Source organism: Amycolatopsis sp. AA4 (assembly GCF_002796545.1).
Classification (GTDB): Bacteria; Actinomycetota; Actinomycetes; order Mycobacteriales; family Pseudonocardiaceae; genus Amycolatopsis.
Genome location: NZ_CP024894.1, coordinates 6,358,083 through 6,382,608, shown reverse-complemented (window position 1 = coordinate 6,382,608; position 24,526 = coordinate 6,358,083). Strand labels below are relative to the sequence as shown.

At 69.9% G+C, this 24,526-nt stretch carries 22 protein-coding genes; 12 read left to right on the top strand and 10 right to left on the bottom strand.

From position 1 onward, the window contains the following. The first annotated feature begins 75 nt into the window (after positions 1-75). The 4 genes from CU254_RS29500 to CU254_RS29485 all read left to right on the top strand — a co-directional run bounded on the left by CU254_RS29500 (position 76) and on the right by CU254_RS29485 (position 3,171). On the top strand, positions 76-813 hold the full coding sequence (locus CU254_RS29500; RefSeq protein WP_037715194.1) for an IclR family transcriptional regulator: 738 nt from the start codon (positions 76-78) through the stop codon (positions 811-813). An 89-nt stretch (positions 814-902) separates the two neighbouring features. Further along, entirely contained in the window at positions 903-1,883 is a 981-nt protein-coding gene (locus CU254_RS29495) for a thiamine pyrophosphate-dependent dehydrogenase E1 component subunit alpha (protein WP_009081964.1), read from the top strand. Between the two features lie 23 nt (positions 1,884-1,906). Beyond that, a complete protein-coding gene (locus CU254_RS29490) occupies positions 1,907-2,941 on the top strand; it encodes an alpha-ketoacid dehydrogenase subunit beta (protein ID WP_009081963.1) in 1,035 nt (344 codons plus the stop codon). Beyond that, positions 2,938-3,171: a biotin/lipoyl-containing protein gene (locus tag CU254_RS29485; RefSeq protein WP_009081962.1), complete on the top strand. Its 234-nt coding sequence runs from the start codon at positions 2,938-2,940 to the stop codon at positions 3,169-3,171. The genes CU254_RS29490 and CU254_RS29485 overlap by 4 nt, the downstream gene beginning before the upstream one ends. Positions 3,172-3,250: 79 nt before the next feature. On the opposite strand, the gene CU254_RS29480 is transcribed toward CU254_RS29485, so the two are convergent. Continuing rightward, positions 3,251-3,730: a carboxymuconolactone decarboxylase family protein gene (locus CU254_RS29480; RefSeq protein ID WP_009081960.1), complete on the bottom strand. Its 480-nt coding sequence runs from the start codon at positions 3,728-3,730 to the stop codon at positions 3,251-3,253. A gap of 135 nt (positions 3,731-3,865) precedes the next feature. On the opposite strand from CU254_RS29480, the gene CU254_RS29475 reads away from it, so the two are divergent. After that, positions 3,866-4,831, top strand: a complete 966-nt coding sequence (locus CU254_RS29475) for a DMT family transporter (protein WP_009081957.1) — start codon at positions 3,866-3,868, stop codon at positions 4,829-4,831. Here CU254_RS29475 and CU254_RS29470 read toward each other — a convergent pair. Both CU254_RS29470 and CU254_RS29465 read right to left on the bottom strand, forming a co-directional pair. Continuing rightward, positions 4,806-5,282 (bottom strand): (2Fe-2S)-binding protein, encoded by a 477-nt coding sequence (locus CU254_RS29470; RefSeq protein WP_009081955.1) that lies wholly within the window; start codon positions 5,280-5,282, stop codon positions 4,806-4,808. The genes CU254_RS29475 and CU254_RS29470 overlap by 26 nt on opposite strands. An 8-nt stretch (positions 5,283-5,290) precedes the next feature. Beyond that, the gene (locus CU254_RS29465; protein WP_009081953.1) at positions 5,291-7,627 is read right to left on the bottom strand and encodes a molybdopterin cofactor-binding domain-containing protein; all 2,337 of its coding nucleotides are present in this window, start codon (positions 7,625-7,627) and stop codon (positions 5,291-5,293) included. Positions 7,628-7,811: 184 nt separating this feature from the next. On the opposite strand from CU254_RS29465, the gene CU254_RS29460 reads away from it, so the two are divergent. Together CU254_RS29460 and CU254_RS29455 are read left to right on the top strand one after the other, a co-directional pair. Further along, the gene (locus CU254_RS29460; protein ID WP_037718186.1) at positions 7,812-9,431 is read left to right on the top strand and encodes a sigma-54-dependent Fis family transcriptional regulator; all 1,620 of its coding nucleotides are present in this window, start codon (positions 7,812-7,814) and stop codon (positions 9,429-9,431) included. Between the two features lie 467 nt (positions 9,432-9,898). Next, positions 9,899-11,260: a serine hydrolase gene (locus CU254_RS29455; RefSeq protein ID WP_100266920.1), complete on the top strand. Its 1,362-nt coding sequence runs from the start codon at positions 9,899-9,901 to the stop codon at positions 11,258-11,260. 132 nt (positions 11,261-11,392) lie between these two features. Here CU254_RS29455 and CU254_RS29450 read toward each other — a convergent pair whose 3' ends face one another. After that, on the bottom strand, positions 11,393-12,967 hold the full coding sequence (locus CU254_RS29450; RefSeq protein ID WP_009081947.1) for a CdaR family transcriptional regulator: 1,575 nt from the start codon (positions 12,965-12,967) through the stop codon (positions 11,393-11,395). Between the two features lie 92 nt (positions 12,968-13,059). On the opposite strand from CU254_RS29450, the gene CU254_RS29445 reads away from it, so the two are divergent. Both CU254_RS29445 and menC read left to right on the top strand, forming a co-directional pair. Beyond that, positions 13,060-13,914 (top strand): hypothetical protein, encoded by an 855-nt coding sequence (locus CU254_RS29445; RefSeq protein WP_009081946.1) that lies wholly within the window; start codon positions 13,060-13,062, stop codon positions 13,912-13,914. Then, positions 13,911-15,020 carry an o-succinylbenzoate synthase gene (gene menC, locus CU254_RS29440; protein WP_009081944.1) on the top strand — a complete coding sequence of 370 codons (1,110 nt, stop codon included), beginning with the start codon at positions 13,911-13,913 and terminating at the stop codon, positions 15,018-15,020. The genes CU254_RS29445 and menC overlap by 4 nt, the downstream gene beginning before the upstream one ends. 294 nt (positions 15,021-15,314) lie before the next feature. Here menC and CU254_RS29430 read toward each other — a convergent pair whose 3' ends face one another. Both CU254_RS29430 and CU254_RS29425 read right to left on the bottom strand, forming a co-directional pair. Further along, positions 15,315-16,220 carry a phosphotransferase gene (locus tag CU254_RS29430; protein ID WP_009081942.1) on the bottom strand — a complete coding sequence of 302 codons (906 nt, stop codon included), beginning with the start codon at positions 16,218-16,220 and terminating at the stop codon, positions 15,315-15,317. Continuing rightward, positions 16,221-16,706 (bottom strand): hypothetical protein, encoded by a 486-nt coding sequence (locus tag CU254_RS29425; RefSeq protein ID WP_009081941.1) that lies wholly within the window; start codon positions 16,704-16,706, stop codon positions 16,221-16,223. 361 nt (positions 16,707-17,067) lie between these two features. Here CU254_RS29425 and CU254_RS29420 point away from each other — a divergent pair, with 361 nt between their 5' ends. Continuing rightward, positions 17,068-18,300 carry an IS110 family transposase gene (locus CU254_RS29420; protein WP_009072274.1) on the top strand — a complete coding sequence of 411 codons (1,233 nt, stop codon included), beginning with the start codon at positions 17,068-17,070 and terminating at the stop codon, positions 18,298-18,300. Between the two features lie 3 nt (positions 18,301-18,303). Here the strand turns inward: CU254_RS29420 and CU254_RS29415 are convergent, their stop codons facing one another. The 4 genes from CU254_RS29415 to CU254_RS29400 all read right to left on the bottom strand — a co-directional run bounded on the left by CU254_RS29415 (position 18,304) and on the right by CU254_RS29400 (position 21,580). Continuing rightward, positions 18,304-19,338 carry a MerR family transcriptional regulator gene (locus CU254_RS29415; protein WP_037715191.1) on the bottom strand — a complete coding sequence of 345 codons (1,035 nt, stop codon included), beginning with the start codon at positions 19,336-19,338 and terminating at the stop codon, positions 18,304-18,306. A 261-nt stretch (positions 19,339-19,599) separates the two neighbouring features. Next, the gene (locus CU254_RS29410; RefSeq protein ID WP_009081937.1) at positions 19,600-20,439 is read right to left on the bottom strand and encodes an aminoglycoside adenylyltransferase domain-containing protein; all 840 of its coding nucleotides are present in this window, start codon (positions 20,437-20,439) and stop codon (positions 19,600-19,602) included. Between the two features lie 18 nt (positions 20,440-20,457). After that, the gene (locus CU254_RS29405; RefSeq protein ID WP_009081935.1) at positions 20,458-20,643 is read right to left on the bottom strand and encodes a hypothetical protein; all 186 of its coding nucleotides are present in this window, start codon (positions 20,641-20,643) and stop codon (positions 20,458-20,460) included. A gap of 307 nt (positions 20,644-20,950) precedes the next feature. Beyond that, positions 20,951-21,580 carry a DUF5701 family protein gene (locus CU254_RS29400; protein ID WP_009081932.1) on the bottom strand — a complete coding sequence of 210 codons (630 nt, stop codon included), beginning with the start codon at positions 21,578-21,580 and terminating at the stop codon, positions 20,951-20,953. 95 nt (positions 21,581-21,675) lie between these two features. On the opposite strand from CU254_RS29400, the gene CU254_RS29395 reads away from it, so the two are divergent. Both CU254_RS29395 and CU254_RS29390 read left to right on the top strand, forming a co-directional pair. Next, positions 21,676-22,302: a TetR/AcrR family transcriptional regulator gene (locus CU254_RS29395; protein ID WP_009081930.1), complete on the top strand. Its 627-nt coding sequence runs from the start codon at positions 21,676-21,678 to the stop codon at positions 22,300-22,302. Positions 22,303-22,980: 678 nt separating this feature from the next. Further along, positions 22,981-24,507, top strand: a complete 1,527-nt coding sequence (locus CU254_RS29390; protein ID WP_009081928.1) for an MFS transporter — start codon at positions 22,981-22,983, stop codon at positions 24,505-24,507. The last annotated feature ends 19 nt before the right edge of the window (positions 24,508-24,526 follow it).

Here is a 24,526-nt window from a genome sequence, read left to right as displayed (position 1 = left end):
GGTGGAACTGCTCTTGCCCAGGTCAGAGCGGTAGCGCATGCTGGAGCCCGCAGGGACGCGGCGGAGGTGACACCGATGGCGGCTGAGCCGACGTTGATCGGGTCCGTGCAGCGCGCGCTGCACCTGCTCGACGCGGTCGGCGCGAGCGAGCGGCCGGTCGCGGCGAAGGTGCTCGCCCGCACGGTCGGGCTCCCGCTGCCCACGACGTATCACCTGCTGCGCACCCTCGTCCACGAGGGATACCTGTGCAAACTCGACGACGGCTACGCACTCGGCAGCCAGGTCAGCGAACTGCGGCAGCACACGTCGCTGCACGCGCTGCTGCCGAAGATCCGCCCGGTGCTGCGAGCGCTGCGCGACGAGGTCCACGGCGCGGCCTACCTCTCGCTGTACTCCGACGGGGACATCAAGCTCATCGACATCGCCGACGGCCCGACCGCCCCGTCGGTCGACCTGTGGGTCGGCGTCCACGAATCGGCCCACGCGACGGCGTTCGGCAAGTGCATCCTGTCCGGCCTCGACAGCGAGGGCCGCCGGGATTACCTGTCGCGCCACCAGCTGGCGGACCTGACGCCGCACACCATCACCGACAGCCGGGTCCTGGAGCAGCGGCTGTCGCAGAGCGGTGATGTATTCAACGACCGCGAGGAGTATCTGCTCGGCACCGCGTGCTTGGCGACGACCGTGCGCACGCCGGGTGCGTTGGGTGCGGTGGCGATCTCCCTGCCCGCGCGACGGCTGGGCTCCGCGCCGCTGCAGTCGTTGCGGCGAGCAGCCCAACGGGTGTCCCGCGCACTAGCCGTCACACACTGAACCGGCCGGTTATCACCATCTGAAATCCCGCCCGTTGTCCGCCGGGAAAAGCCCGGCGAAAGTGGCCTCCAGAACGAACGGGAGGTCCCATGGAAGCGCAGGGCAGGCTGGACCTGTACCGCACGATGGTCCTGATCCGCACCTACGAGGAGGCCATCCTCCGCGAGTACCACGCCGACAAGAAACCGGTCTTCGACATCGGCGCCGGCCTCGTCCCCGGCGAGATGCACCTGTCCGCGGGACAGGAACCGGTGGCGGCGGGCGTGTGCGCGCACCTCACCGGCGACGACGCGGTCACCGCGACGCACCGGCCGCACCATTTCGCCATCGCGCACGGCGTCGACCTCGACCGGATGACCGCTGAGATCTTCGGCCGGACAACTGGACTGGGCAGAGGCCGCGGCGGGCATATGCACCTGTTCGACCCCGCCGTGCACTTCTCGTGCTCCGGCATCATCGCGGAGGGCTACCCGCCTGCACTCGGGCAGGCGCTCGCGTTCCAGCGCCGCGGGACGGACCGGGTCGCCGTCGCGGTCACCGGCGAGGGCGCGGCGAACCAGGGAGCGTTCCACGAATCGCTGAACCTCGCGGCGTTGTGGCAGCTGCCGGTGGTTTTCGTGGTGGAGGACAACGACTGGGGCATCTCGGTGCCGCGCAGCGCGTCCACGTGCGTCACGTCGAACGCGGACCGCGCCGCCGGGTACGGGATTCCGGGCGTGCGCGTCGAAGACAACTCGGTCGAGGCGGTCCACGAAGCCGCCGGCCAGGCGATCACGCGGGCTCGCGCTGGTGAAGGACCCAGCCTGATCGAGGTGCACACGTTGCGGTTGTGGGGCCACTTCGAGGGCGATGCACAGGGTTATCGGTCCGATTTGGACGGTGTGCCCGGCCGGGATCCGTTGCCTACCTATGAGAACCAGCTGCGCGCCAGTGGCGACCTCGACGACGCGAAGGTCGCGGGGTACCAGGCAGCGGCCAGCGAACGAGTCGAAGCGGCGATCGCGTTCGCCAAGGAAAGCCCCGAACCGGACCCCGCCACCGCGCTGGACTTCGTGTTCGCGCGAGCCTGACGACACAGCGAGGAGAAGCAGCAATGACGCTCACCGAACCCTCCGCGCCCGCCGGGCGGAAACTCAGCACCGCGAAGGCCATGGTCGAGGCCATCGCCCAGGAAATGGACCGCGACGAGCGGGTGTTCGTGCTCGGCGAGGACGTCGGGTCCTACGGCGGGATCTTCAGCTCCACCACGGGACTGCTCGACCGCTTCGGCCCGCGCCGGGTGCTCGACACGCCGATCTCCGAGACCGCGTTCATCGGCGCCGCGATCGGCGCGGCGGTCGAGGGGCTGCGGCCGGTCGTCGAGCTGATGTTCGTCGACTTCTTCGGCGTCTGCATGGACCAGATCTACAACCACATGGCGAAAATCCACTACGAATCCGGCGGGAACGTGTCCGTGCCGATGGTGCTGACCGCCGCGGTCGGCGGCGGGTACTCCGACGGCGCGCAGCATTCCCAGTGCCTGTGGGGAACCTTCGCGCATCTGCCCGGGATGAAGGTCGTCGTGCCGAGCAATCCCGCCGACGCCAAGGGATTGATGACCTCCGCGATCCGCGACGACAACCCGGTGGTGTACCTGTTCCACAAGGGAGTCATGGGCTTGCCGTGGATGGCGAAGAACCGCCGTTCGATCGGGCCGGTGCCGGAAGGCGACCACGAGGTGCCGATCGGCAAGGCGAACGTCGTGCGCCAGGGCAGCGACGTCACCGTCGTGACGCTGTCGCTGTCGGTGCACCACGCCCTCGACGTCGCCGACGAGCTCGCCGGGCAGGGCGTCGACTGCGAGGTCGTGGACCTGCGCAGCCTGGTCCCGCTCGACACCGACACGATCCTCGATTCGGTCGGCAAAACCGGCCGGTTGCTCGTGGTCGACGAGGACTACCTGTCGTTCGGCCTGTCCGGCGAGGTGATCGCCCGCGTCGTGGAACGCGACCCGGCCCTGCTGCGGGCACCAGCCGCGCGCGTAGCGGTGCCGGACGTGCCGATTCCGTACGCGCGTCCGCTGGAGTACGCGGTGCTGCCGACGCCGGCGCGGATCCGCCAGGCCGTGCTCGACCTGGTGGGCGCATGACCGACGTGCCGTTCCCCGTCCTGTCCGAGAACGACCCGGACGGCGAGGGCGTCCTCGCCACCTGGTTCGCCGCGGACGGCGCGACTGTCCGCGAAGGCGAGCTGATCGCGGAAGTCGCGGTGGACAAGGTCGACGCGGAGGTCCCGGCCCCGGCTACCGGCGTGGTGCGGTTCCTGGTGGGGGAGGGCGAGGTGGTGAAGCAGGGCGCGCCGATCGCCCGCATCGAATGAAGACGCACGGGTCGCCCCGTGCCGGCGACGGGCTGCCGCCGGGTCCCACCGTTGCCCGGCGGCGGCCCGTGTGCCGCGCTCAGACGACGTTCGCGAACTGGCCCGGCTGGTACAGCCCGGCCGGCGTGCGCACGATGACGTTCATCCGGTTGGCCGCGTTGATCAAGCCGATCAGGCAGATCAGCGCGGCCAGCTGGTCGTCGTCGTAGTGCTCGCGCGCCTGTGCCCACGTCTCGTCCGAGACAACACCGCGGTCCGCGATCCGAGTGGCTTCCTCGGTCAGCGCGAGCGCGGCCCGCTCGGCGGGAGTGAACACGGTCGCCTCGCGCCAGACGGCCACCAGGTGCAGCCGTTCCGCGGTCTCGCCCGCCGCAGTGGCGTCCTTCGTGTGCATGTCGGTGCAGAAGCCGCAGCCGTTGATCTGGCTGGCGCGCAGCGAAACCAGTTCCTGCGTCGCCTTCGGCAGCGACGTGTTGTGCAGGAGCATGCTCAGTCCGGCGAACCGCTTGGCGAGCGACTTGCCGAGGTCGTTGTTCATCATGTCGAACCGGGCACTCATCAGATCCTCCAGTGTGGTGAAGCGGATGCCCATGAGATGCCGGCCGCCCTCCGGATGTGACAACTCGGGAGGTGACCCGCGTCGCACCCGGAAAACCGGTGGCTCGGGGGCCGCGCCGGGACGCAGAATGCGGACATGGCCGACCAGGGCGCGACCGCGCGGGCGACCGGGCTGAGCCTGGTCTCCTGGACGCTGTTCGCGAGTTCCGGTCCGCTCGCCAAGGCGGTGCTGGACGCGGGCTGGAGCCCGGCGGCGGTCACCGCGGTCCGGATCGGGCTGGCCGCGCTCTGCCTCGCGCCCGGCGTCACGCTGCTGCGGCCGAGGGCGCTGCGGTTCCGGCGCGGCGAAGTGTGGCTGCCGCTCGGCTACGGACTGCTCGGCGTCGCGGGCGTGCAACTGTTCTTTTTCGTTGCGGTGTCCCGGATTCCGGTCGCGGTCGCGATGGTGCTGGTGAACCTGTCGCCGGTGCTGGTCGCACTGTGGGTGCGCGTCGTCCGCCGGACGCGGCTGTCCCTGGCGGTGTGGCTGGGCATCGCGCTGGCGATCGCCGGGCTGGTGCTGATCGCCGGTCTCGGACCCGGGGCGAAGCTGGATTTCCTCGGCGTCGCGGCCGGAATGGCGTCGGCGGTCTGTTCCGCCGGATACTTCCTGCTCGGCGAACGCGGCGCGCAGCGGCACGATCCGCTCGGGATGACCGCCGCGGGGCTGGCGGTCGGAGCTGCGGCGACCCTCGCGGTCAGTCCATTGTGGACTTTAATGATCGCCTCGCGCCCGGTATCGCTCGGCGGCGCGACGATTCCGGTCTGGCTGGCCCTGCTGATCCTGGCGGTATTCGGCACCGTGCTGCCGTACCTGGCCGGGCTGCACGCGCTGGGCGGCTTGCCGGTCGCGCTGGCCGGAGTGCTGGCGCTGGCCGAACCCTTGGTCGCCGCCCTGCTCGCGTGGCTGCTGCTGGGCCAAGCTCTCGGCCCGACCCAGCTGGCCGGGGTCGCGGTGCTGCTCGGCGGCGGAACGCTGGCACAGAAGGGAAAACCCGCCCCGCGGCCGGAACTGGCCGCGGGGCGGGCGAACCCGGTCACATCTTCGCGGCGCCGGCCTTGATCGCCTCGCGGATCCGGGAGTAGGTGCCGCAGCGGCAGACGTTGCGGATCTCGTCCAGGTCGGCGTCGGTGATCTCGCGGCCCTTCGCCTTGGCCTCCTTGACCTTGGCGACCGCGGCCATGATCTGGCCGGGCTGGCAGTAGCCGCACTGCGCGACGTCGTGCTCCAGCCAGGCCTCCTGCATCGGGTGCAGGTCGGCCTTCACGGTGTCGGGCAGGCCTTCGATCGTGGTGATCTCGTCGGTGGCCTTGATGTCGGCCACCCGCACCGAACACGGGTTGAACGCCTTGCCGTTGAAGTGCGACGTGCAGGCCTTGCACACGTTGATGCCGCAGCCGTACTTCGGGCCGCGGACGCCGAGCACGTCGCGCAGGACCCACAGCAGCCGCACGTTGTCGTCGACGTCGACGGACACCGGCTTCCCGTTGAGGATGAAGGTGTGCTTGCTCATCGTGCTCCTCAGTAGGTGTGGCTCAGGCCGTCGGTCGGCGATTCGGGGACGGGCGGAACGAACGACTTGACCTCGAAGCCGATCGGGTCGTCGTGGTTGATCGGGAACCGCTTCGGGACCTTCCCGGTCGCGCGGGCGTACGCGCACGCCACGGCCGCCACGGAACAGGCGACGCCCGCCTCGCCGCCGCCGCCGGGCTGCTCGCCGTTGGACGGCATCGCGATCGCGGTGAAGTCGTGCGGGATGTTCCACTGCCGGGTGTAGAAGTAGTTGTCCCAGCTGGCTTCCAGGAAATGCCCGTCCTTCAGGTGCACACTGCTGGTGAGCGCGAGCGCCAGCCCGTCGGAGAAACAGCCCATCATCTGCGCTTCGAGCCCGCGCGGGTTGATTACCAGCCCGGCGTCGATCGCGATGACCGCCTTCGTCACGCGCGGCCCGGTGACGCCGTCGCGCACCTTGCGGTTGACCGTCTCGGGGCGGCAGTCGATTTCCACCAGGCAGGCGCTCGCGCCCTTGTATTCCTTGTGGATCGCGATGCCCTGCGCGGTGCCCGGGGCCATCTTCTTGCCCCAGCCGCCGACCTCGGCGACCTTGCGCAGCACGCCCTTCACCTTGTCGTTCTTGAGGAACTCCATGCGGAAGTCGTACGGGTCCTTGCCCATCGCCTTGGCGAGCATGTCGACGACCAGCTCGTTGGCGCAGCCGACGTCGGGCGAGTAGACGTTGCGCATCGACCCGGTGTTGAACCGCTGGTCGGTTTCGGTGAGCGTCTGGTCGACGACGCCGAAGTTGTACGGCATTTCCTGGCTCAGCACGAAAACCGCCTCGGCGACGCCGAGGTTGCCCAGTCCGGTCGGGAGTTTCGTCGCGACCGAGGTGAGCATTTCGCCGAGCCCGTGCCGGAACGACGTCTCGACCGAGGTGTGCCGCTGCTCGAAGGTGAGCACGTTCCCGGCGAGCACGGTCGCCCGGATGCGCGACGTCGCCATCGGGTGCAGCCGTCCCTGCCGCGGTTCGTCGGCGCGGTGCCACATCAGCCGCACCGGCTTGCCGAACGCCTTCGACGCCTGCGCCGCTTCGACCGCGTGGTTGCCGAACAGCTTGTGCCCGAAGGAACCGCCGCCGGTGACGACGTGGACCTTCACCTTGCCCTGCGGCAAGCCGATCGCCTGCGCGACCTCGCCTTGGGCGACGATCGGCGACTTCAGCCCGGCCCAGATCTCCGCGCTGCCGTCGCGGACGTCGGCGACCGCGCAGTACGGCTCCAGCGCGGCGCTCGACCGGAACATGAACTCGAAATCCGCCTCGACCGTCTTGGTCAGCACCGGAACCTTCGGCACGGCCAGCGGAAGCTCGGCGCGGCGCAGGTTGGCGAGCACGGACTCGTCGTTCTCGCCCTCGGCGCTGCCGGGACCCCAGTCGACCTGCAGCGCGCGCACGCCGTCGATGCACTGGCCGAACGTCTCCGCGCGGACCGCGACGCCGGTCGGGATGATCGCGACGTCGGTGACGCCGGGCAGTTTCAGCACGTCGGCCTTGTTGCGCACGGCTTTCGGCGTGCCGTTGAGCGTCGGCGGGCGGCAGATCATCGTCGGCAGCGCGCCGGGGATGTCCAGGTCCATCGCGAACTGCTTCTTGCCGGTCACGATGTCGAGCGCGTCGAGCCGGGTCTGCGGCTTGCCGAGCACCTTGAACTCGCTGGAGCCCTTGAGCTTGCTCGGATCCAGCTGCACCTGCTTGGTGGTGCTGGACGCGGCCTTCGTCGCCAGTTCGCCGTACGTCGCCGTCTTGCCGTTGGGCGCGGTGACGACGCCGCCCTTGACGATGAACCGTTCCGCGGTCCCGCCGAGCAGGATGGCCGCCGCTTCGAGCAGCTGCTGCTTGGCGATCGCGGCGGCGACGCGGATCGGCGTGTAGGTCGAGACCGTGGTGTTCGACCCGCCGGTGAGCTGGTTGAACAGCAGTTCCGGACGCGCCGGGGCGAGCGTGACGTGCACCTTCTCGACCGGAAGGTCCAGTTCCTCGGCGATGATCATCGCGGTCGAGGTGGTGATGCCCTGGCCGACCTCGGCGCGCGGGATCTCGAACGAGGCGCTGCCGTCCTTGTTGATGGTGACGGTGATCAGCTGCGACGTCGGGAGCCCGGCGTCGGTGAGCGCGTCGTTGAGGTCGTACAGCTCGGGCGGCTGCGGAGCCGACGGGACGGCGGCCGCGGCGGGGGTGGAGAGCCCGACGTCCGCGGCGACGACGAGGGTCCCGGCCGCGACGACGTACCCGAGGAACCCGCGCCGGGAAACGCCCGCGCGCTCCTTCCCGGTGTCCGGCTCGGAGTGACTGAGAGTCACGCTGATTCCCCTTTCGAGGTAAGGACCGCGTGCCGGACGGCAACACGTGCACGCGGGTGGTGGTGATGGACCACCTTGCCGGGTGAATCGGGGCTTGAGTGTTCAAGTTCTGTACAGCGGCAGCGGAGAGCGATGGTTATCCTGCTGCGCGTCACCAACGAAGGTGGAGATCCGCGTGAGCTCGATGACGTCCTCGCGCAGCGTCGTGCTGCGGGAACCGATCGCCCAGTCCTGGCGGCGTGCCTCGCTCGCCGGAGTTCGTCCCGAAACCGCGCTGCTCGACCTGCGGTTCGAGGAGGTCGACCCGGCCAGCAGGCTGCTCTCGGCGGCCGCGCCGGTGCTGGAGGACCTCGACGATCGTCTCGCCGGGACCGCGATGTCCACCGTGCTCGTCGACCACGACGGCAGGCTCGTCCACCGGTGGAGCGCCGACCGCGCCGCCGAGGACTGCTTCGAACAACTCGGCCTCGGGGTGGGCGCCTGCCTGCTGGAGGACGAGGTCGGGACCACCGGCCCGGGCACGGCGCTGGAGACCCGGTCGAGCATCGTGGTGCACGGGGAGGAGCACTACGCCGAGGCGCTGCGCGGGTTCAGTTGCTACGGGCACCCGATATTCCACCCGGTCACGCGCAGGCTGGAGGGCGCGCTCGACATCACGCTGCTGGCCGCACAGGCGAATCCGCTGCTCGCGCCGCTGGTCGCGAAGGCGGTGGAGGAGATCGAACGGCAGCTGCTGGAAGGCAGCCGGGTGTCCGAACGGTCGCTGCTGGCCGCGTTCCAGGCGACGTCGCGCCCGACCCGTCCGGTGGTCGCGATCGGCCCGGATCTGCTGCTGTGCAACCAAGCCGCCGCGGACCTGCTCGAAGGCGCGGACGTCGCGCTGCTGTGGAACCTGGCCGGCGAGGCGGCCGGACCGTCCGAAATGGAGACCGAACTGCGCTCCGGCCAGCGCGCCCGGGTCCGCGCCGAACCGGTGCCCGGCGCCCGGGGCGGAATGCTGGTCGAGATCCGCCCGCTGACCCCGACCGAGGCCCGCCGGACGCGCCGCCGGGCCGCTGTCGCGCCCGGTCCGGCGGCCGGGCACGTGCACATCTCCGGCCCGCCCGGAACCGGCCGCACCACCGAGGCGCGGCTGCGAGTGCCCGAGGAACCGTGCACCACGCTGACCGGCTCGGAAGCCGTGCTCGGCGGGTCGGCGGCCTGGGCCGCGCGCTTCACCGCCGCCGTTTCGGCTGGTACTGGGAGCATTTGTGTCGACGGCGTTGATTTGCTGCCCGCGGAGCTGGTCGACCTGGTCGCGACGCATGCCGCGCGCGGCGTCGGCCCGCATCTCGTGCTCACCACCGGTCCGCGCGAGGGGCTGACCGGCCCGGAGCGGGCGCTGATCGCGTCGTGCGCGGAGAACGTCGAACTGCTGCCGCTGGCGCACCGCCCGGACTTCCCCGAGGTCGCCGCCCGGATGCTGGCCGAACTCGGAGCCGCGCGGACGCACAACATCACGCCGGGGGCGCTGCGGATCCTCGGCTCGTACGACTGGCCGGGGAACCTGCCGGAGCTGCGCGGCGTGCTGAGCCAGGCGATCCGCAAACGGTCCGCGGGCGCGATCGGGCCGGGCGATTTGCCGCCCGCGCTGGTGGCGGACGCTTCGGGGCACGAGCTGGCTCCGATCGAACGAGCCGAACGGAACGCGATCGTCGCGGCTTTGCGGTCTGCCGGCGGGAACAAGGTGCGGGCGGCGAGCACGTTGGGGATTTCCCGGACGACGTTGTATGCCCGGATGCGGGCGTTGAAGGTGCCGGGGTAGACGGGTGGTTTCGTGGGCGTCTTGCGCCGGTGGTGATTGGGTTAGGGGAGCCGCTGCCGACATGTGATCGGTGCGGTTCGGTCGCATCCCGCGGAAACTCGCGCCCTTCGCCGGGCCGAAGTGGGTGCGCTCCAAGGCAAGCTGCCGGTTAACGGGAGTCCGCGGGGCGACTTTCCACCCGATCGGGTGACGTGGCTCGGCCGGGATCCGCGAGCCGAGGCACCGGTTGGCCTCCATCGACAGCCATGCGCCCAGCTCCGTTCCGAAAAGTCCACAAAGGACGGTTGAACGCGGCGGCCATCGATCCGCACGCAGAGCCCGCGGCCCCACCGCTTTGGCGACCGCCACAAGGCCGGGGCCGGATCTCTGGGCTCCCGTCCAAGGCTGCCGCGATCCGGCCCGACCGATACTGGCGTTCCTCGACCCGCCGCGGTCGGGATGCCGAGGTCCCCGGAGGTTCCCAGCAGATGACGCCGCCCCTGCCCCAGGCCGTGAACGAGGCGCTTGACCAGGCCTGTCGCACCGCGTTGCACGAGAAGTCGTTCGCCGTCGGGCTCTCGATGGCGGTCACCGACCGCGACGGGATCCTCGCGTCCGGCGCGTTCGGGCACGCCGATCTCGCCGCCGCCCTGCCGACGGCCGAGGACACCCTGTTCCAGATCGGTTCGATCTCCAAAGGCCTGACCGCGGCCCTGCTGTTGCGGGCGCGCGACGCCGGGCTGGTCGACCTGGACAAGCCGGTGACCGAGTACCTGCCGTGGTTCTCCGTCCGGTCCGCGCACGCGCCGATCACCGTGCGCCATCTGATGTCGCACACCGCCGGGATCATCGCGGGCACGGATGTCTCCGGCGACTCCGCCTTCGAGGTCTGGGCGCTGCGCGACACCGAAGCCACGACACCGCCGGGCACCTGGTTCCACTACTCGAACTCCGGGTACAAAGCGCTCGGCCTGGTCCTGGAAGCGATATGCCAACGGCCGTATCAGGAACTCCTCGGCGACTTCCTGGCCGAACTGGGGATGTCTGCTGCCGTACCAGCGATCACCCATGAGATCCGAACCCGCAGTGCCGTGGGATACCTGCCTCGCTACGACGACCGGGTCCCGGTCCGCGAAGACGGCGTGGTCCCGGCGACCTGGCTCGAGACCGCCACCGCGGACGGCAGCGTCGCCTCGACCGCGCGCGACATGACCGGGTGGCTGCGCGTGCTGATGGGCAATGGGTCGGCGGCGCTCTCCAAAGAAGCGCTCACCGATCTCACCAGCCCCGAAATCCGCATCGAAGGCGAAGACTTCTCCTACGGGCTCGGCATGATCATCGGCGAGTTCGACGGCCGCCCGCACGTGTGGCACACCGGCGGCATGATCGGCTACTTCGCGGCACTCGCCTACGACGTCGACGCCGGCATCGGGGCCGTCGTGCTCGCCAACGGCATGGGTCCCTGGCAGGAGACCGTCGTCCACCTCATCGCCGCGACCCGAGCCGCCCGCAGCGGCGATCCGGTGCCGGAATTCGCGCTGCCGGAACGGAAACCCCCGATGCTGCCCACGCCGGACGACCCGCCCGCGCACTGGGCCGAGGTCGTCGGGCACTACCGCTGCCACAACCCCTGGCTGTCCAATTTGCACGTCTACGCCCACGACAACCGCCTGTGGGCGTCGATCGCGGGCGGACCGCCGAACGAACTCGTCCCGCTGCCGGACGGTTCCTTCCGCGTAGGCGAGGACGAACGCCTGCCGGAACGGCTGAAGTTCGACGTGGTGCTCAACGGGGTCGCGGTCCGCGCCGACTACTGCGGTTGCCCGCTCTACCGCACCTTCACGCCGTAGGCGGTCTCGGCGGCTAGGCGCGTTCGGTCTTCGACTCAGCGGCAGCGGAGGACTACGCGCTCGGACCGCACCGGATGCGGCAGCTAACCCGCACTGCACGACGGCAAGCTGGCTGGCCGTCGTGCAGTGCGGCTACCAGCCGAGTTGATCCCCCAACCTCAACCGCAGCCACAGCACCAACCGCTCGTCCGGATCCGCCAGGTCGAACCCGAAGATCTCCTCCGCCCGCGAAAGCCGGTACCGGATCGTGTTCGGATGCACCGACAACCGCGCCGACGCCGCTGCGATGTCACCGTTCGTGTCGAGATACGCCAGGATCGTCGGCGCGTAGGTGGTCCCGTGCTCGCCGTCGTGCGCCCGCACCGCCGGGCCCAAGCGCCGCGGCAGCGAGGCGTCCCCGGCCAGCAACTGCGCCAGCACGGACAACGTCGCCCCGGCCCAAACCTCGTCGATGGCCGCCGCCTGGCACGGTTCCGGCGACGTGCGCTGCTCGGCCAACGTCCGCAGGACCAGGTCCGCGTCGGCCCGCGAGGAAGCGATCGACCGGAGTCCGGCGACCGTCGATCCGAGCCCGGCTCGCACTGGCATCCGCAGCGCGCCGTGTGCTCGCCGGGCGATGTCGGCGACCAGTTCGCGGTGCGCGGGGCCCTCGGGAAGCAGCGCGTAGACCGTCCCGTCGATCAGCGCGCAGCCGTGCCTGCCGTAGTGCGCCTCGCAGTGCAGGCTCACCAGATCGGCCAGTCGCGTCGCTGCGTGGGCGGCCAGGACGTCTTCCGGATCGGCGACGGCGAACGCCGCGACCGCGAACGGCGCGTCCGGGTCGAGGCCGAGCTGTGGGGCGACCGCGGTGACGCTGCTCGGGTCGGCCAGCAGCCGTCGCAGCAGGTCAGCGCGTCGCCGACGGACCACGTCGACCGCCGTGCGCGCGGCCAGGAGGTGCAGCGCGGCGATCTCGGCGGCGTTGAACAGCGCTAGTTCGGCGGCCTCGTCGAGGCTGTCCTCGGCGTCGACCACCCAGATCGACCCGAGCATCTCGCTGCCCGCCCGCACCGCGACGCCGAGCCGGGTCAACCCGCCCGGCAGCGACGGAAACCGGCAGGTATGCCGCGCCCGCGCGAGTTCGCGGTACTGGTTTTCGTAGTACAGCGGCACCTCCGGCACCTGCAGGCCGAGGATGCTCTGGCGGCGCCCTTCGTCGATGGGCTGGCCGGGCAGGGTCGAGTACGCCAGGATCCGCCGGTGCGGATCCTCGATCGTGGTCGCGCCGCCGACCATCCCGGCGATGGCGTTGGCCAGCGCGAACAGATCGCCCGCCGCCGGTGCGCCGGGCGTGCGCACGGCGGGTGCGAGCGCCGACGAGAGCATCGCCTCGAGGTGGTGCCACGGCACGGCTTCGTCGGCGGCGAGCAGCACGACCCCGGCGTCCTGGGCGGCGCCGGCAAGCTCGGTGAGGGGTTCGCCGAAGCTTTTCACCACCAGCGCTGAATATCCCACCGCCGCGTTGAGGAGATCTTTCGCCTCCGCCGGATCGGCCCCGACCGCGAGCAGGATCGTGTCCTGCCCCGGCGCCGCGCCGCCGCGCCGCTCGTGGATGAGCACGCCGGACACCGGCACCGGCCGGTCCGGCAGCGGGCTGACCGGCCGCAGCAGCGAAGCGCCGAGCGCGTCGAGGACCTGCGCGAGATCGGGCGCCACCGGGTCGAGCATCGTCACCTCTTTAGCCAGTCGCACAAAACATCCGCGGAATCTCTGGACGGGCACTGCACGCACCCGGGCGATCCGGCCGCGAGGCTGTCCGCATGCACGTTTCCCCAGGCGCACCCGCGACCGTACCCCCTCCGGCCCCGGACTCGGCCGTCTCGACCGCGGTGCGCGCCGCGAACCGGGCCGGCGTCCGGATCCGGCTGGCCGACGACCTCCGGACGCTCGACGCGGTGTCGCGGTTCCTCGCCCGGGTATGGCTGACCCCGGAATCCCAGCCGCCGTTCGGCACCGACGCGTTGTGCGCCGTCGTCCACGCGGGCGGCGCGGTGCATTACGCGTCGGACGACGACGGTATTCTCGCCGCCTCCGCGCTGATTTTCTGCGCGCCCGCGACCCGCGCGGTCTACTCGCTGATCGCCGCCGCGCGCGCGAGCGACCGCGGAGTGGGCTTCGCATTGAAACAGGCACAGCGGGTGTGGGCACTCGACCAGGGTGCGGAAACGATGATCTGGACCTTTGACCCGCTGGTGAGCCGCAACGCGCATTTCAACCTGGCAAAGCTCGGCGCGCGCGGGACCGAGTACACAGTGGACTTCTACGGCCAGATCGAGGACGGCGTCAACGGCACGGACGAAACCGACCGGTGCACCGCGGTGTTGTCGCTGCGCGAGCCGAATCCGGCGCAGCTTCCCGACCCCGACTTGACCACTGCGGAAATAGATCCGCGCCTCGCTCCCGACGGCGAGCCGTTGCTGGCCCGCGACAGTTCCGGATATTGGTGCCGAGTCCCGTCCGACATCGTCGCCATTCGCCGGTCGGACGCGCGACTGGGCGCGCAGTGGCGCTACGCGACCCGCGACGCTCTCGTCCCCTTGTTCGCCGACGGCTACCTGGCCACCGGATTCAGCCGGTCCGGCTGGTACCGCTTGACCAAGGGGGACCGGGCGTGAAAATCGAACGGATCGACCTGATCGAGGTCAGCCTCCCGCTCGTCCGTCCATTCCGGACTTCGTGCTCGCTGGACACCGAACGCAACACGCTCCTGCTGCACGTGGTGACCGACGTCAGCGAGGGCTGGGCGGAATTCGGCGGCGACCCGGAACCGGTGTACCACCCGGAATTCACCGCCGGAGCCGAGCGGATTCTGCGCGATCATCTCGTCCCTCGCGTCACCGCCTTGCCGCAGCTGACCGCCGCTCGGGTCGCGGGCGCGGTGGCTCCGGTCAAGGGAAATCCGCTGGCGAAGGCCCTCCTGGAAACCGCGATCCTCGACGCCGAATGCCGCGCCCACGCGATGCCTTTGTCGGTCTATCTCGGCGGGGTACGCGATCGGATCCAGGCTGGAGTTTCCGTCGGAATCACAGACACTCTGCCGGAATTGCTCGACACCGTCGCCGGTTACCTGGCCGAGGGATACGTCCGGATCAAGCTGAAAATCGAACCCGGCTGGGACCTCGAACCAGTACGCGCCGTCCGCGCCGAATTCGGCCCCGGCCTGGTATTGCAGGCCGACGCGAATACCGCTTATACCCTCGCCGACGCCGACCACCTGCGCCGCTTGGACGAGTTCGGCCTGGTCCAGCTCGAACAACCGCTGGCTGCGGACGACCTCGGCGGACACGTCGAACTCGCGAAACTCCTGCGCACCCCGATCTGCCTGGACGAGTCGATCTGCTCCGCCCGCGACGCCGCGTTCGCGATCCGCTCGGGGGCGTGCCGGATCATCAATGTCAAACCCAGCCGCGTCGGCGGCTACCTGGAAGCGCGCCGGATCCACGACGTGTGTGCCGCACACGGAATCCCGGTGTGGTGCGGCGGAATGCTCGAAACGGGAATCGGCCGCGCGCAGAACCTCGCCCTCGCCGCGCTGCCAGGTTTCGTGCTGCCCAATGATATCTCAGCGTCGAGCCGTTACTACGCCACGGATCTCACCGCGCCGTTCACGCTCGAAGACGGCTGTCTGTCCGTTCCGGACGGACCGGGCGGTGGGGTCGCGGTGGATCCGGTCGCGTTGCGCGAGCATACCGTTGCTTCGCAGACACTTTTCGCCGTTTGAGGAAGACGTGCGAGCTGACCGAGGATGGAAGGCGCGGCCGCTGAGACCGATGGACGCGTTCATGGGCGCATCGATCCGCGACATTCGATAAGACCTCCGGGCGGTTGCTGTGTCCCCAGCGCGGCAGCCGCCCGGACCCCCAGCGAACCGACGACCGCGCCCGCGCCCGCGCCGACGGTGCCCATCGCGACGGCTCCGCCAGCCGCTTCGCAAGCGGCGTAACCGAAATCGGCGTCCGGCCGACTGTCCCAGCAAGTTTCGGACGCTGGACTCGTCCAGGCGCTGGTCGGGTGCTCAGGCGTTCGCGAGACGCAGACGTTCCGCTGCCTGCTCCCGCAGCGCGGCACCGCACATCGGCGGATCCCCGTGCAATGCTTCCCATCGTGCATTGTGCGCGGCGGGCCACAAGCTCGCCGCCCACGCGACTTCCCGTTCGGCTGGGGAGAACCGGCGGCCGCGGAAGTCCTGATAGGACTCCAGGAACGCGGCGGAACTCTCGATCGGCGCCAGCGTCGGCGGGGTCGTGCTCGGGAACGTCCCGCTCGCCGCTCCCGTGAGGGCTGCTTCCGGTTGCCATGCCAGGCTGTCCCAGTCATGTACCGTCCAGCCTTCGTTGATATCCCAGCGGAGGTTCTGCGCTTCGAAATCTCCGTGCCCGAGGACGTTCGGCAGCTCGGCGGCGAGCAGTCGTCGGCGCGCTCGGTCGGCGGTTTCGGTTACCTCATGCGGAACGAGACGCTGGTCTCGTTCGTCCAGGAAGTCGATCGCTGGCCACAGGCCAGGGTCGTGATGGTCCCAGCGCAACCACCGGGGATTCGGCAGCGGTGGCGGGACGGAGATCCCGTCGAGGGCGCCCAGCAGCAGGGCGAAGACCTCGGCGTAACGCACGGCAATCTCCGGTGAATCGCAGGGGATTACTTCGCCACCGGGGCGGTATTCCTCAGCGTGCACGGCCAGGGAGCCTTTGCGGATGACCGGCGTCAAGGGGCGTGCGCAGGGGAAGCCCCGCGCAGCCAGTTGGGCTTGCGCCGCGACGCACGACTCTGCGCGGCCGTCGTCCGGACGGGCTTTGAGGACGATCTTCCGGCCGTCAGCGAGCCGCAGGCCGTGCACTGTCGAGACTTGTTCTGCCTTGAACAGCACGTCGACCGGCGCGGTGCCGAGGTGGGCGAGACACCAATCCGACAGCCATTGTTCCAACTATTCGACTCCCGGTGCGGTCGCGCGTCGCTCGGTGGACCGGCGTTCGATGGCTTCCGCGACGCCGTCGATCGCCTGGCGGATCATCGCACCGTATCCGTCGTCGGCGAGTGCGTCCTGGCGTTGTCGCGCTGCGGCGAGCTGTTCCGCCGCAGCGGAGAACGAGCCCAGGCGACGGAAGTTGTCGGCCAGGTTCAGGTGCAGCGACGGGTAGAAGCCGGCGATCCCCAGTCCGGCGTCGTGGGCCTGGACCTGCTCGTCGGTGACCGTCGCGGCGGCGTCCAGCGCTCTGATATCCCAGACCAGTGCCTCTGCCGGGTCAGCGAAGAGATCTGCCTTGTAGTGCGCCAGAACGCAGCGGTAAAACGGATCCCCGCCCGGGCCGATCTCGTCCCACAGTTCCTGCAGACGCGTCCGCGCGGCGTCGGTCGAGCCAGCTCGGCCTTGCGCCACCGCGGCGGTGATCTCGGCCATTGTGTCCGTCATACGGCAGTTCCTAATCGGTAGTAGGGATAGTTCTTCCGGCTCGTGACCGGGTCGGTTGGTGCTGGTCCGCCGGCGGGCGACGCCTGTGGGTTCCCGTCGTTCGACGACTTGTGAAAGAACGGCGCGTCCGCCGGTGGACTGGTGATCGTGGTGGTGGGATGTCGTAGCCCGAGTCCGCCGCAGGAGGTGACCTCTCGATGTGTTCCCGAGCTTCGAGCTCTTCGACAGAACGAGGACCCTGCGGTGTGCTGGAGTCACGAACGGCTACTGAGATGACGGACCGCCGAGTCCCGCGATTAGGGCGCTGCGTGACCCCGCCTGGACCCGTGAGCAGCAGCAACAGGAAAGGAAACGTGACGGTTTGACACTGTTCTGCGGCATCGACTGGGCCGAATCCCACCACGACGTCGCCATCATCGACGACACCGCAACCGTGATCGCCAAAGCCCGCATCGGCGACGACGCCACCGGGTTCGCCCGGCTGCTCGACCTGCTCGCCGAGGCCGGAGACACCGCCGACGCGCAGATCCCGGTCGGCATCGAAACCGACCACGGGCTGCTCGTCGCCGCGCTGCGCTCCACCGGCCGCACCATTTACGCGATCAACCCCCTCTCGGCATCGCGCTACCGGGCCCGGCACCAGGTGTCGGGCGCGAAGTCCGACGCCGCGGACGCCGCGCTGCTGGCCAACATCGTGCGCACCGACGCGGCCGCGCACCGACCGCTGCCGGCCGACACCGAACTGGCCCAAGCGGTGCGGGTGCTGGCACGAGCGCAACAGGACGCGGTCTGGGCCCGCCAGCAGCTGGGCAACCAGCTCCGGTCGCTGCTCAAGGAGTTCTACCCCGCGGCGCTGGAAGCGTTCGCCGGACAGCCCGAGGGCGGCCTGGCCCGCCGCGACGCCCGCACCGTCCTCGCCGCCGCCCCGACACCCGCGCTCGCAGCGACACTGACCCGCGCCCGGCTGCGGACACTGCTGACCAAGGCCGGACGCCGCCGCAACGTCGATGCCGACGTCGACCGCCTCCACGGCGTGTTCCGGTCCGAGCGGCTGCGGCAACCGCCGATCGTGGAGAACGCGATGGGCATCCAGTTTTCGGCTCTGCTGAGCCAATTCGAGGCCGCCTGCGCCGCCTCCGACAGTCTGGCGGAGGCGGCACGGACACATTTTGAACAGCACCCGGACGCCACGATCATCACCAGCTTCCCCGGCCTCGGACTGCTGGCCGGCGCCCGGGTGCTCGCCGAAATCGGAGACGACCGCACCCGCTTCACCGATCCCCGCGGACTGAAGGCCTACGCCGGATCCGCACCGATCACCCGCGCCAGCGGCCGAAAAACCGTGGTCTCGCACCGCCACATCAAAAACCGCCGCCTCGCCGCAGTCGGACCCGTCTGGGCGCTCGCCTCGCTGCGAGCCAGCCCCGGCGCACGACGCCACTTCGACACCCGCCGCGCCGCCGGAGACTGGAACCACCAAGCCCAACGCCACCTGTTCAACAAATTCCTCGGACAACTCCACCACTGCCTGCAGACGGACCGCCTCTACGACGAACACCAAGCCTTCCCACCTCCTCCAGCCCACACGGCTTGACTTCTAACAACCTGAGATGTCTTTCACTGGCATGGCAAGGGTGGTCAGGTCGCCGTCGTCGGCGGAGCGCACGACTACCGGCAGGTGCGGGCCCGCGACGTCCAGCATCACGTCCGGTCCGACTGCGGTGCTGATCGCCGGGTGCAGCGTGCTGACGGCGAAGGAGAGCGTGATCGGCGGGCCCGTGACGTCCGCGGGGATTCTTTCGATGCCCACCGTGATCGCGGTGGCGGAGAGGTCTAGTTGGATCTGCGCGGTGTATTGGCGCTCCAGACCTGCCACGAGCGCGTTACGAGATATCACCGCCCGCGTAAGGACTTCTGGCAGCGACGCGAGCATCAGCCGGTAGTCGGGAAAGTCCTCGGAAAGTGTGCGGCAGGTTCGTACCGCGTCGTCGCCCTGGAACCAGATCTCGTCGGCGCGGACGCTCAGGTGCAGGTCGTGTTGACGGCGCGTCCATGGCATCGCGAGCCGCAGGTCGTCGGCGTCTGCGGTGGCGGTCCAGGTGGACGCGCTCGGCTCGGCGGGGACCAGCGTGCGGGTCGAGAGCCGGTACCGGTCGGTGGCGGTGAGCACGATCGCCGCGGGGGAGACTTCCAGGTGCACGCCATTCAGCACCGGGAGGTCCTGCGTGGTCGCGGTGAGCACCTGCTCGACGGCAGCGGTGAACACCGGGCCGGTGACCTGGACCGACGGTGCCGGTGCGGTGGCGCCCAGCGTGGCCTTCACCGCCGCGGCGGTTTCCCGCGCCTGCTGCACCTGAGATACCAACCCGGCGACGTGGTCGTCGATGATCCGCGCCGCCTCGTCCGGTCCGGCGGCGAGGACCGCGCTGACCCGCTCCAGCGGCAGGCCGATCTCCCGCAACCGCCGGACGAGCAGCGCGGCCGAGACCTGGCCCGGGGAGTAGTAGCGGTAGCCGGATTCCTCGTCGACCCGGATCGGCCGCACGAGGCCGGAATCGGCGTAGAAGCGCAGCGCGCTGGCGGTCAGGCCGCAGCGGCGGGCGAACGCTCCGATGGTCAGCAGGTCGGGCACCTGTCCATCATCGGGCTTCAAGCAGCTTGAAGGTCAACCCCGGTGCGCTTGACCAGGATATTTCGCCGATCGTGCTAGGCAGAGTCGCCGGGTCTCGGTGGCGGGTGTCGGGATCGCGCTGTCGGTCGAGGCTCCGTTTCCGCCGGACGGCTGTGCACCGTTGCGGACTTGCGGCGACCGTCGCGCCGTCCACCGTGGGCTTGTCGCCGGCTGCGCGATGACTCGGGTGCGGGCGATCGAGAATCCTGCCTGGTCGGTGCGTTAGGCCAGGGTGAGTGCGTCGTCGATGGTGGCGTCGAGGAACGCGAGGGTGTCGCGTCGGCGCGCCAAGGGGTTCCGGTAGCTGCGATGGCCTTCCTCTCCCGAGGTCCGCAGGCTCATGCTCTCCGCGATGATGCGGTGCCACCGCGGGTCGAATTCCTTTGCCGCATAACGTCCGGCACCGCATTTCGAGGTCAGTTCCCCGGTGGCCAGCAGGTGGTGCAGACGGCTCACCCCGAGCACCGCCCACACCGGGAACCATGGGCTCATGCCGACGGCCAGCGACAACGCGCTGGTCCGGCGGTTCTTCTCCCACCACGGACGCCAGTAGCGAATCAGGTTGTCGAGAGTGAACGCGCGCAGAGCGTCCTGATCCGCCCAGACGTCCACATCGGACGGTCGAGGGCCGCGCACGGCGATCCCGTGCCGGGCGAGTTCGCAGAACGTCACCGGGTTGAGGCCGTCCCGGCCCGATGCGGTGAATCGGCTTACCTGTGCGCAGGGGACGTCGGGGCATTCGTCAGGTCCGGCGGCAAGATCTGCCCAGGTGAGCACGGTTCCGTCGAAATGCGGCTCCGGGAACTGAGCGATCGTCGTGGCATGCGCGTGTGCGAGTGCTGATATCTCACCCGGCCCCGGACGCCGATCAGCGACCGCGACGAAATCGATGTCGCTGGCGGTGCCCAGCCGTCCGCGTCCGGTGCCGCGGGGGTGGAAGTCGCCGAAGCAGACCGAGCCGACCAGGTAGAAACCGCTCACCAGCCCGGGGGCGGCTCGGTCCACTGTGGACAGGAACAGGTCGGTGCTTCGGCGGACTTCCTCTGGTATCTCACTGGGCACGCCTGCCACGTTACCGAGTTACGCGAGTGCGACGGCGGGTCTCTTCAGTTCGTCGACACTGCCGGACATGCCCGTGCGGTCGTGCTTGGCGAGGTGGTCCGGTGGCCAGTCTCGCCAGGCGATCGCCAGCAGCCGCTCGACGTCCTCGTCGCTGCACCGGCGGCGGGCCCCTTTGGCCGGGCTGCCGCCGACGATGCCTCGCACCGCGACAAAGGGCGGCCCGGACGGCTGCTGCGGGCAGCGGCAGACGGCGTCCTCTCGTCGGTGTCGGGTGGTGGACGCGAGGTTTTGTCGGTGTCCGGGAGGCGGGCTGGTCGGTGTCGGGTGGTGGACGCGAGGCTTGTCGGTGTCCGGGGGAAGCGCGCTCGTCGGTGTTGGATGGTGGACGCGTGACTTATCGGTGTCCAGTTGGCGGACGAGAAGCGCGCCGGTGTCCGGTGCCGGGCCCGAGATTCCTCGATGTCGCGTGGCGGACTCGAAACTCGTCGGCGTCCGGTGGCGGACGCGAAGCTCAGCGTCGCCCGGTGGCGGACCCGAACCCCAGCCAGGTGTGCCGGTTTCCCCACCAGCACCAGCCGACTTTCGGGGCGTTGCGGCGTTCGCTGCCGTCGCGGCCGGTGCCGTTGCTGATCCACAGCGCGGGCGTGCGCGCGTCGAACTTGCCGTTCTCCTTGCGCAGCCGGGAGCCGATGGTCATGAAGCAATGGTTGCGTTCGAGCGCCGACGGCTGCTGCAGCACCCAGTGGATCCCCTCGGTGAGCAGCAGCGGGCTGCGTCCGGTCTTGGTGATCGCGGGCAGGGCTTCCTCGGGGCTCCAGTTGGCCATCTCGTCGCCGCGGTCGAGGCCCGTGACGAGGTACAGCGGGGCGTCGGGCAGGTCGATGTCGCGCGGTGCGAACTGGTCGACGTCCGGCATGTCGGTGACGACGAACCCGGCCTTTCCTTCGCGGCGGAGCAGCGGCGACAGCGCCGACGCGGGCGCCCGGTCCGGGTGGACTGCCAGCAGTGCGCCGTCCGCGTCGGCGTGGTCGGCGGCAAACGCGCGCAGGTCGTCGGCGGCAAGCTGCGCGATCTCGGGCACCCCCAGCGCGATCAGGTGGTCCGCCTGGTCCGCGAGCGAAGGGAGGGCAGCGATCGACAAGTGGTTCTCCTTCGGGTTATCTTACGTCGGTAGTAAAAGTATGCCTAGACTATCGATGGGTGTCAAGGTAAAATTACGTCGGAGGTAAGTTTTTGATGGATGTCGGCCTGCGGGAAGCCAAGAAGCAGGAGACGCGCCGGCTGATCTCCGACCACGCGACGCGCCTGTTCCTCGAGCAGGGCTTCGAGGAGACGACGATCGCCCAGGTCGCGGAGGCCGCGCGGGTCGCGAAGAAGACGGTGACCAACTACTTCGCCCGCAAGGAAGACCTGGTCCTGGACCACCAGGACGAGTTCGTCGCGACGCTGGCGGACGCGGTGTCCTCGCGGCGGCCGGGGGAGTCCGCGCTCGCGGCGTTGCGGCGGGCGTTCGAGGCCGCGGTCGCGGCGAAGGACCCGGTGGTCGGCTTCGCCGGGCTGGAGTTCAGCCGGATGATCGCCGAGAGCCCGACGCTGTCCGCGTGCCTGCGGGGCCTGCACGAACAGCGGGAACGGGCGTTGGCGCAGGCACTGGCGGACGCGGTGGGCAGCCCCCGGACGGACATCACCGTCCGGACGGCCGCCGCGGTGCTGGGCGCGGTGCACCACAGCCTGTTCCAGCGGATCGAGGAGCTGACCCTGGCCGGATGGCCCGTCGACGAGGTCGCGGAAACGGTCGCGGCGGAGGCGGCGCGGGCGTTTGACCTGCTGGAACCTTCGCTGGGGGGCTACGCGGTGGCGTGATGCGGCGCGGGCGTTTGATCTGCTGCCGTCGCTGACCCCTTCGCGGTGACTCGGCGCGGGGTGGGCGCTCGACCTGGACCTGTCGCTGGGGGATTTCGCGGCGGCCTGACGCGGGGTGGGCGCTCGACCTGGAACTGCCGCCGGTGGACTGCACCGTGGCCTGATCCAGTGCGGGCGTTCGACCTGCCGGGGTTTCGCTGGAAGACTCGCGGCGGCTTGATTCTCCGCAGGAGTTCCACTTGCTGGAACCGTCGCCGGGGGACTTCGCGGTGACCCGACTCGGCGCGGGTGTTCGCCTGGAACCGTCGGTGGGGGCACGGCACCGTGACCTGATCCGCCGCGGGCGTTCGACCTGCCGGAGTTTTCGCGAGGAGACTTCGCGGCGCCTGAGTCGCGGAGGGCATTCGGCCTGCTGGAGCCATCGGCAGGGAATCGCACCGTGGACTAAACGGGTTCGGCAAGACCACGGCGCTCCGAGACGTGAAACCACAGCGACGTCGCAGCAAGACCGGGCCCACCCCCAGGACCGCACCCCACCAGACGAGACGAAGCGACAGAAACCCCCCTCGCCCAAGCCCCCGAACCCGCCCAAAAAAGTTCCCCCGAGGATGTCGATCCGCGCGAACCCCGATCGTCGCTTGAGTGAGACGACCGGAAAGAGCGCAGGGGAGAGACGAAATGAGTGCCGGACGACGCGAATGGCTGGGCCTGGCGGTGCTGGCCCTGCCGACCGTGCTGTTGTCGCTGGACATGAGCGTGCTGCACCTCGCGGTTCCGCACCTCGCCGCGGACCTGCGGCCCTCCAGCACGCAATTGCTGTGGATCATCGACATCTACGGCTTCATGATCGCCGGGTTCCTCGTCACGATGGGCACCCTCGGCGACCGGATCGGCAGGCGGAAGCTGCTGATGATCGGCGGCGGCGCGTTCGGGCTCGCGTCGGTCGCGGCGGCGTTTTCGACCAGTCCGGAGATGCTGATCGCCGCGCGGGCCGTGCTCGGGATCGCCGGGGCGACGCTCATGCCGTCGACTCTCGCGTTGATCAGCAACATGTTCCAGGACCACAAACAGCGCGGCACCGCGATCGCGGTGTGGATGAGCTGCTTCATGGGCGGCATGGTGGTCGGCCCGGTCGCCGGCGGGTTCCTGCTGGAGCATTTCCGCTGGGGTTCGGTGTTCCTGATGGGCGTCCCGGTGATGATCCTGCTGCTCGCGACCGCGCCGAAGCTGCTGCCGGAATACCGCGACGCGTCCGCCGGGCGCCTCGACCTCGCCAGCGTCGCCCTGTCGATCGCCGCGATCCTGCCGGTCATTTACGCGCTCAAGGAAATCGCCAAGAACGGCTTGTCCCTGACCGAAATCGTCGTGCTCGTCGCGGGTCTCGCGGTCGGCGCGGTGTTCGTCCGGCGGCAGCGGCGGCTCGAACACCCGCTGTTGGACCTGCAGTTGTTCCGGGTGCGCGCGTTCAGCGCGGCGGTGGCGATCATGCTCGTCGGCGCGGTCACCATGGGCGGCGTGTTCCTGTTGGTCAGCCAGTATCTGCAGATGGTCGCCGGGCTGAGAACGGTCGACGCCGGGCTGCTGCTGGTCCCGCAGGCGCTCGCGGTGGTCGCCGGGTCGATGATCGCGCCGCGGCTCGCGCGCCGGATCCGGCCGGAATTCGTGCTGGGCTTCGGAATGCTGATCGCGGCGGCCGGAATCCTGTTGTTCACGCTGGCCACCGGGCCCAGCGGCGTGACTTTCGTGGTGCTGGGCATGTCGATCGCCAGCTTCGGGATGGGGCCGCAGGGCGTGCTGTGCACCGAAATGGTGGTCGGTTCGGTACCGCCGCAACGGGCCGGTGCGGCTTCGGCGATGTCGGAGACCAGTGCGGAATTCGGGATCGCCATGGGGATCGCGGTGTTCGGCAGCATCGGGACGGCCGTGTATCGCGACCAGATCGCGGTCCCGGCGCACGTGCCCGCCGCGGCGGCCGCTCGGGCGACCGACAGCATCGCCGGTGCGACGGAGGCGTCGGCGACGCTGCCCGGCGCGATGGGGGAACAGTTGCTGGCCACCGCGCGGGAGGCGTTCGCGTCGGGGTTGCACACGGTGGCCGGGATCGGCGCGGCGATTGTCGTGGTGTTCGCGGTGGTGGGGATGGTCGCGCTGCGGCGTGCCCCGGCGGCGGCGAAAGCGGAAGAACCGGTGCCGGTCGCGTCGTGACCGCAAAGCAGCGGGCCGG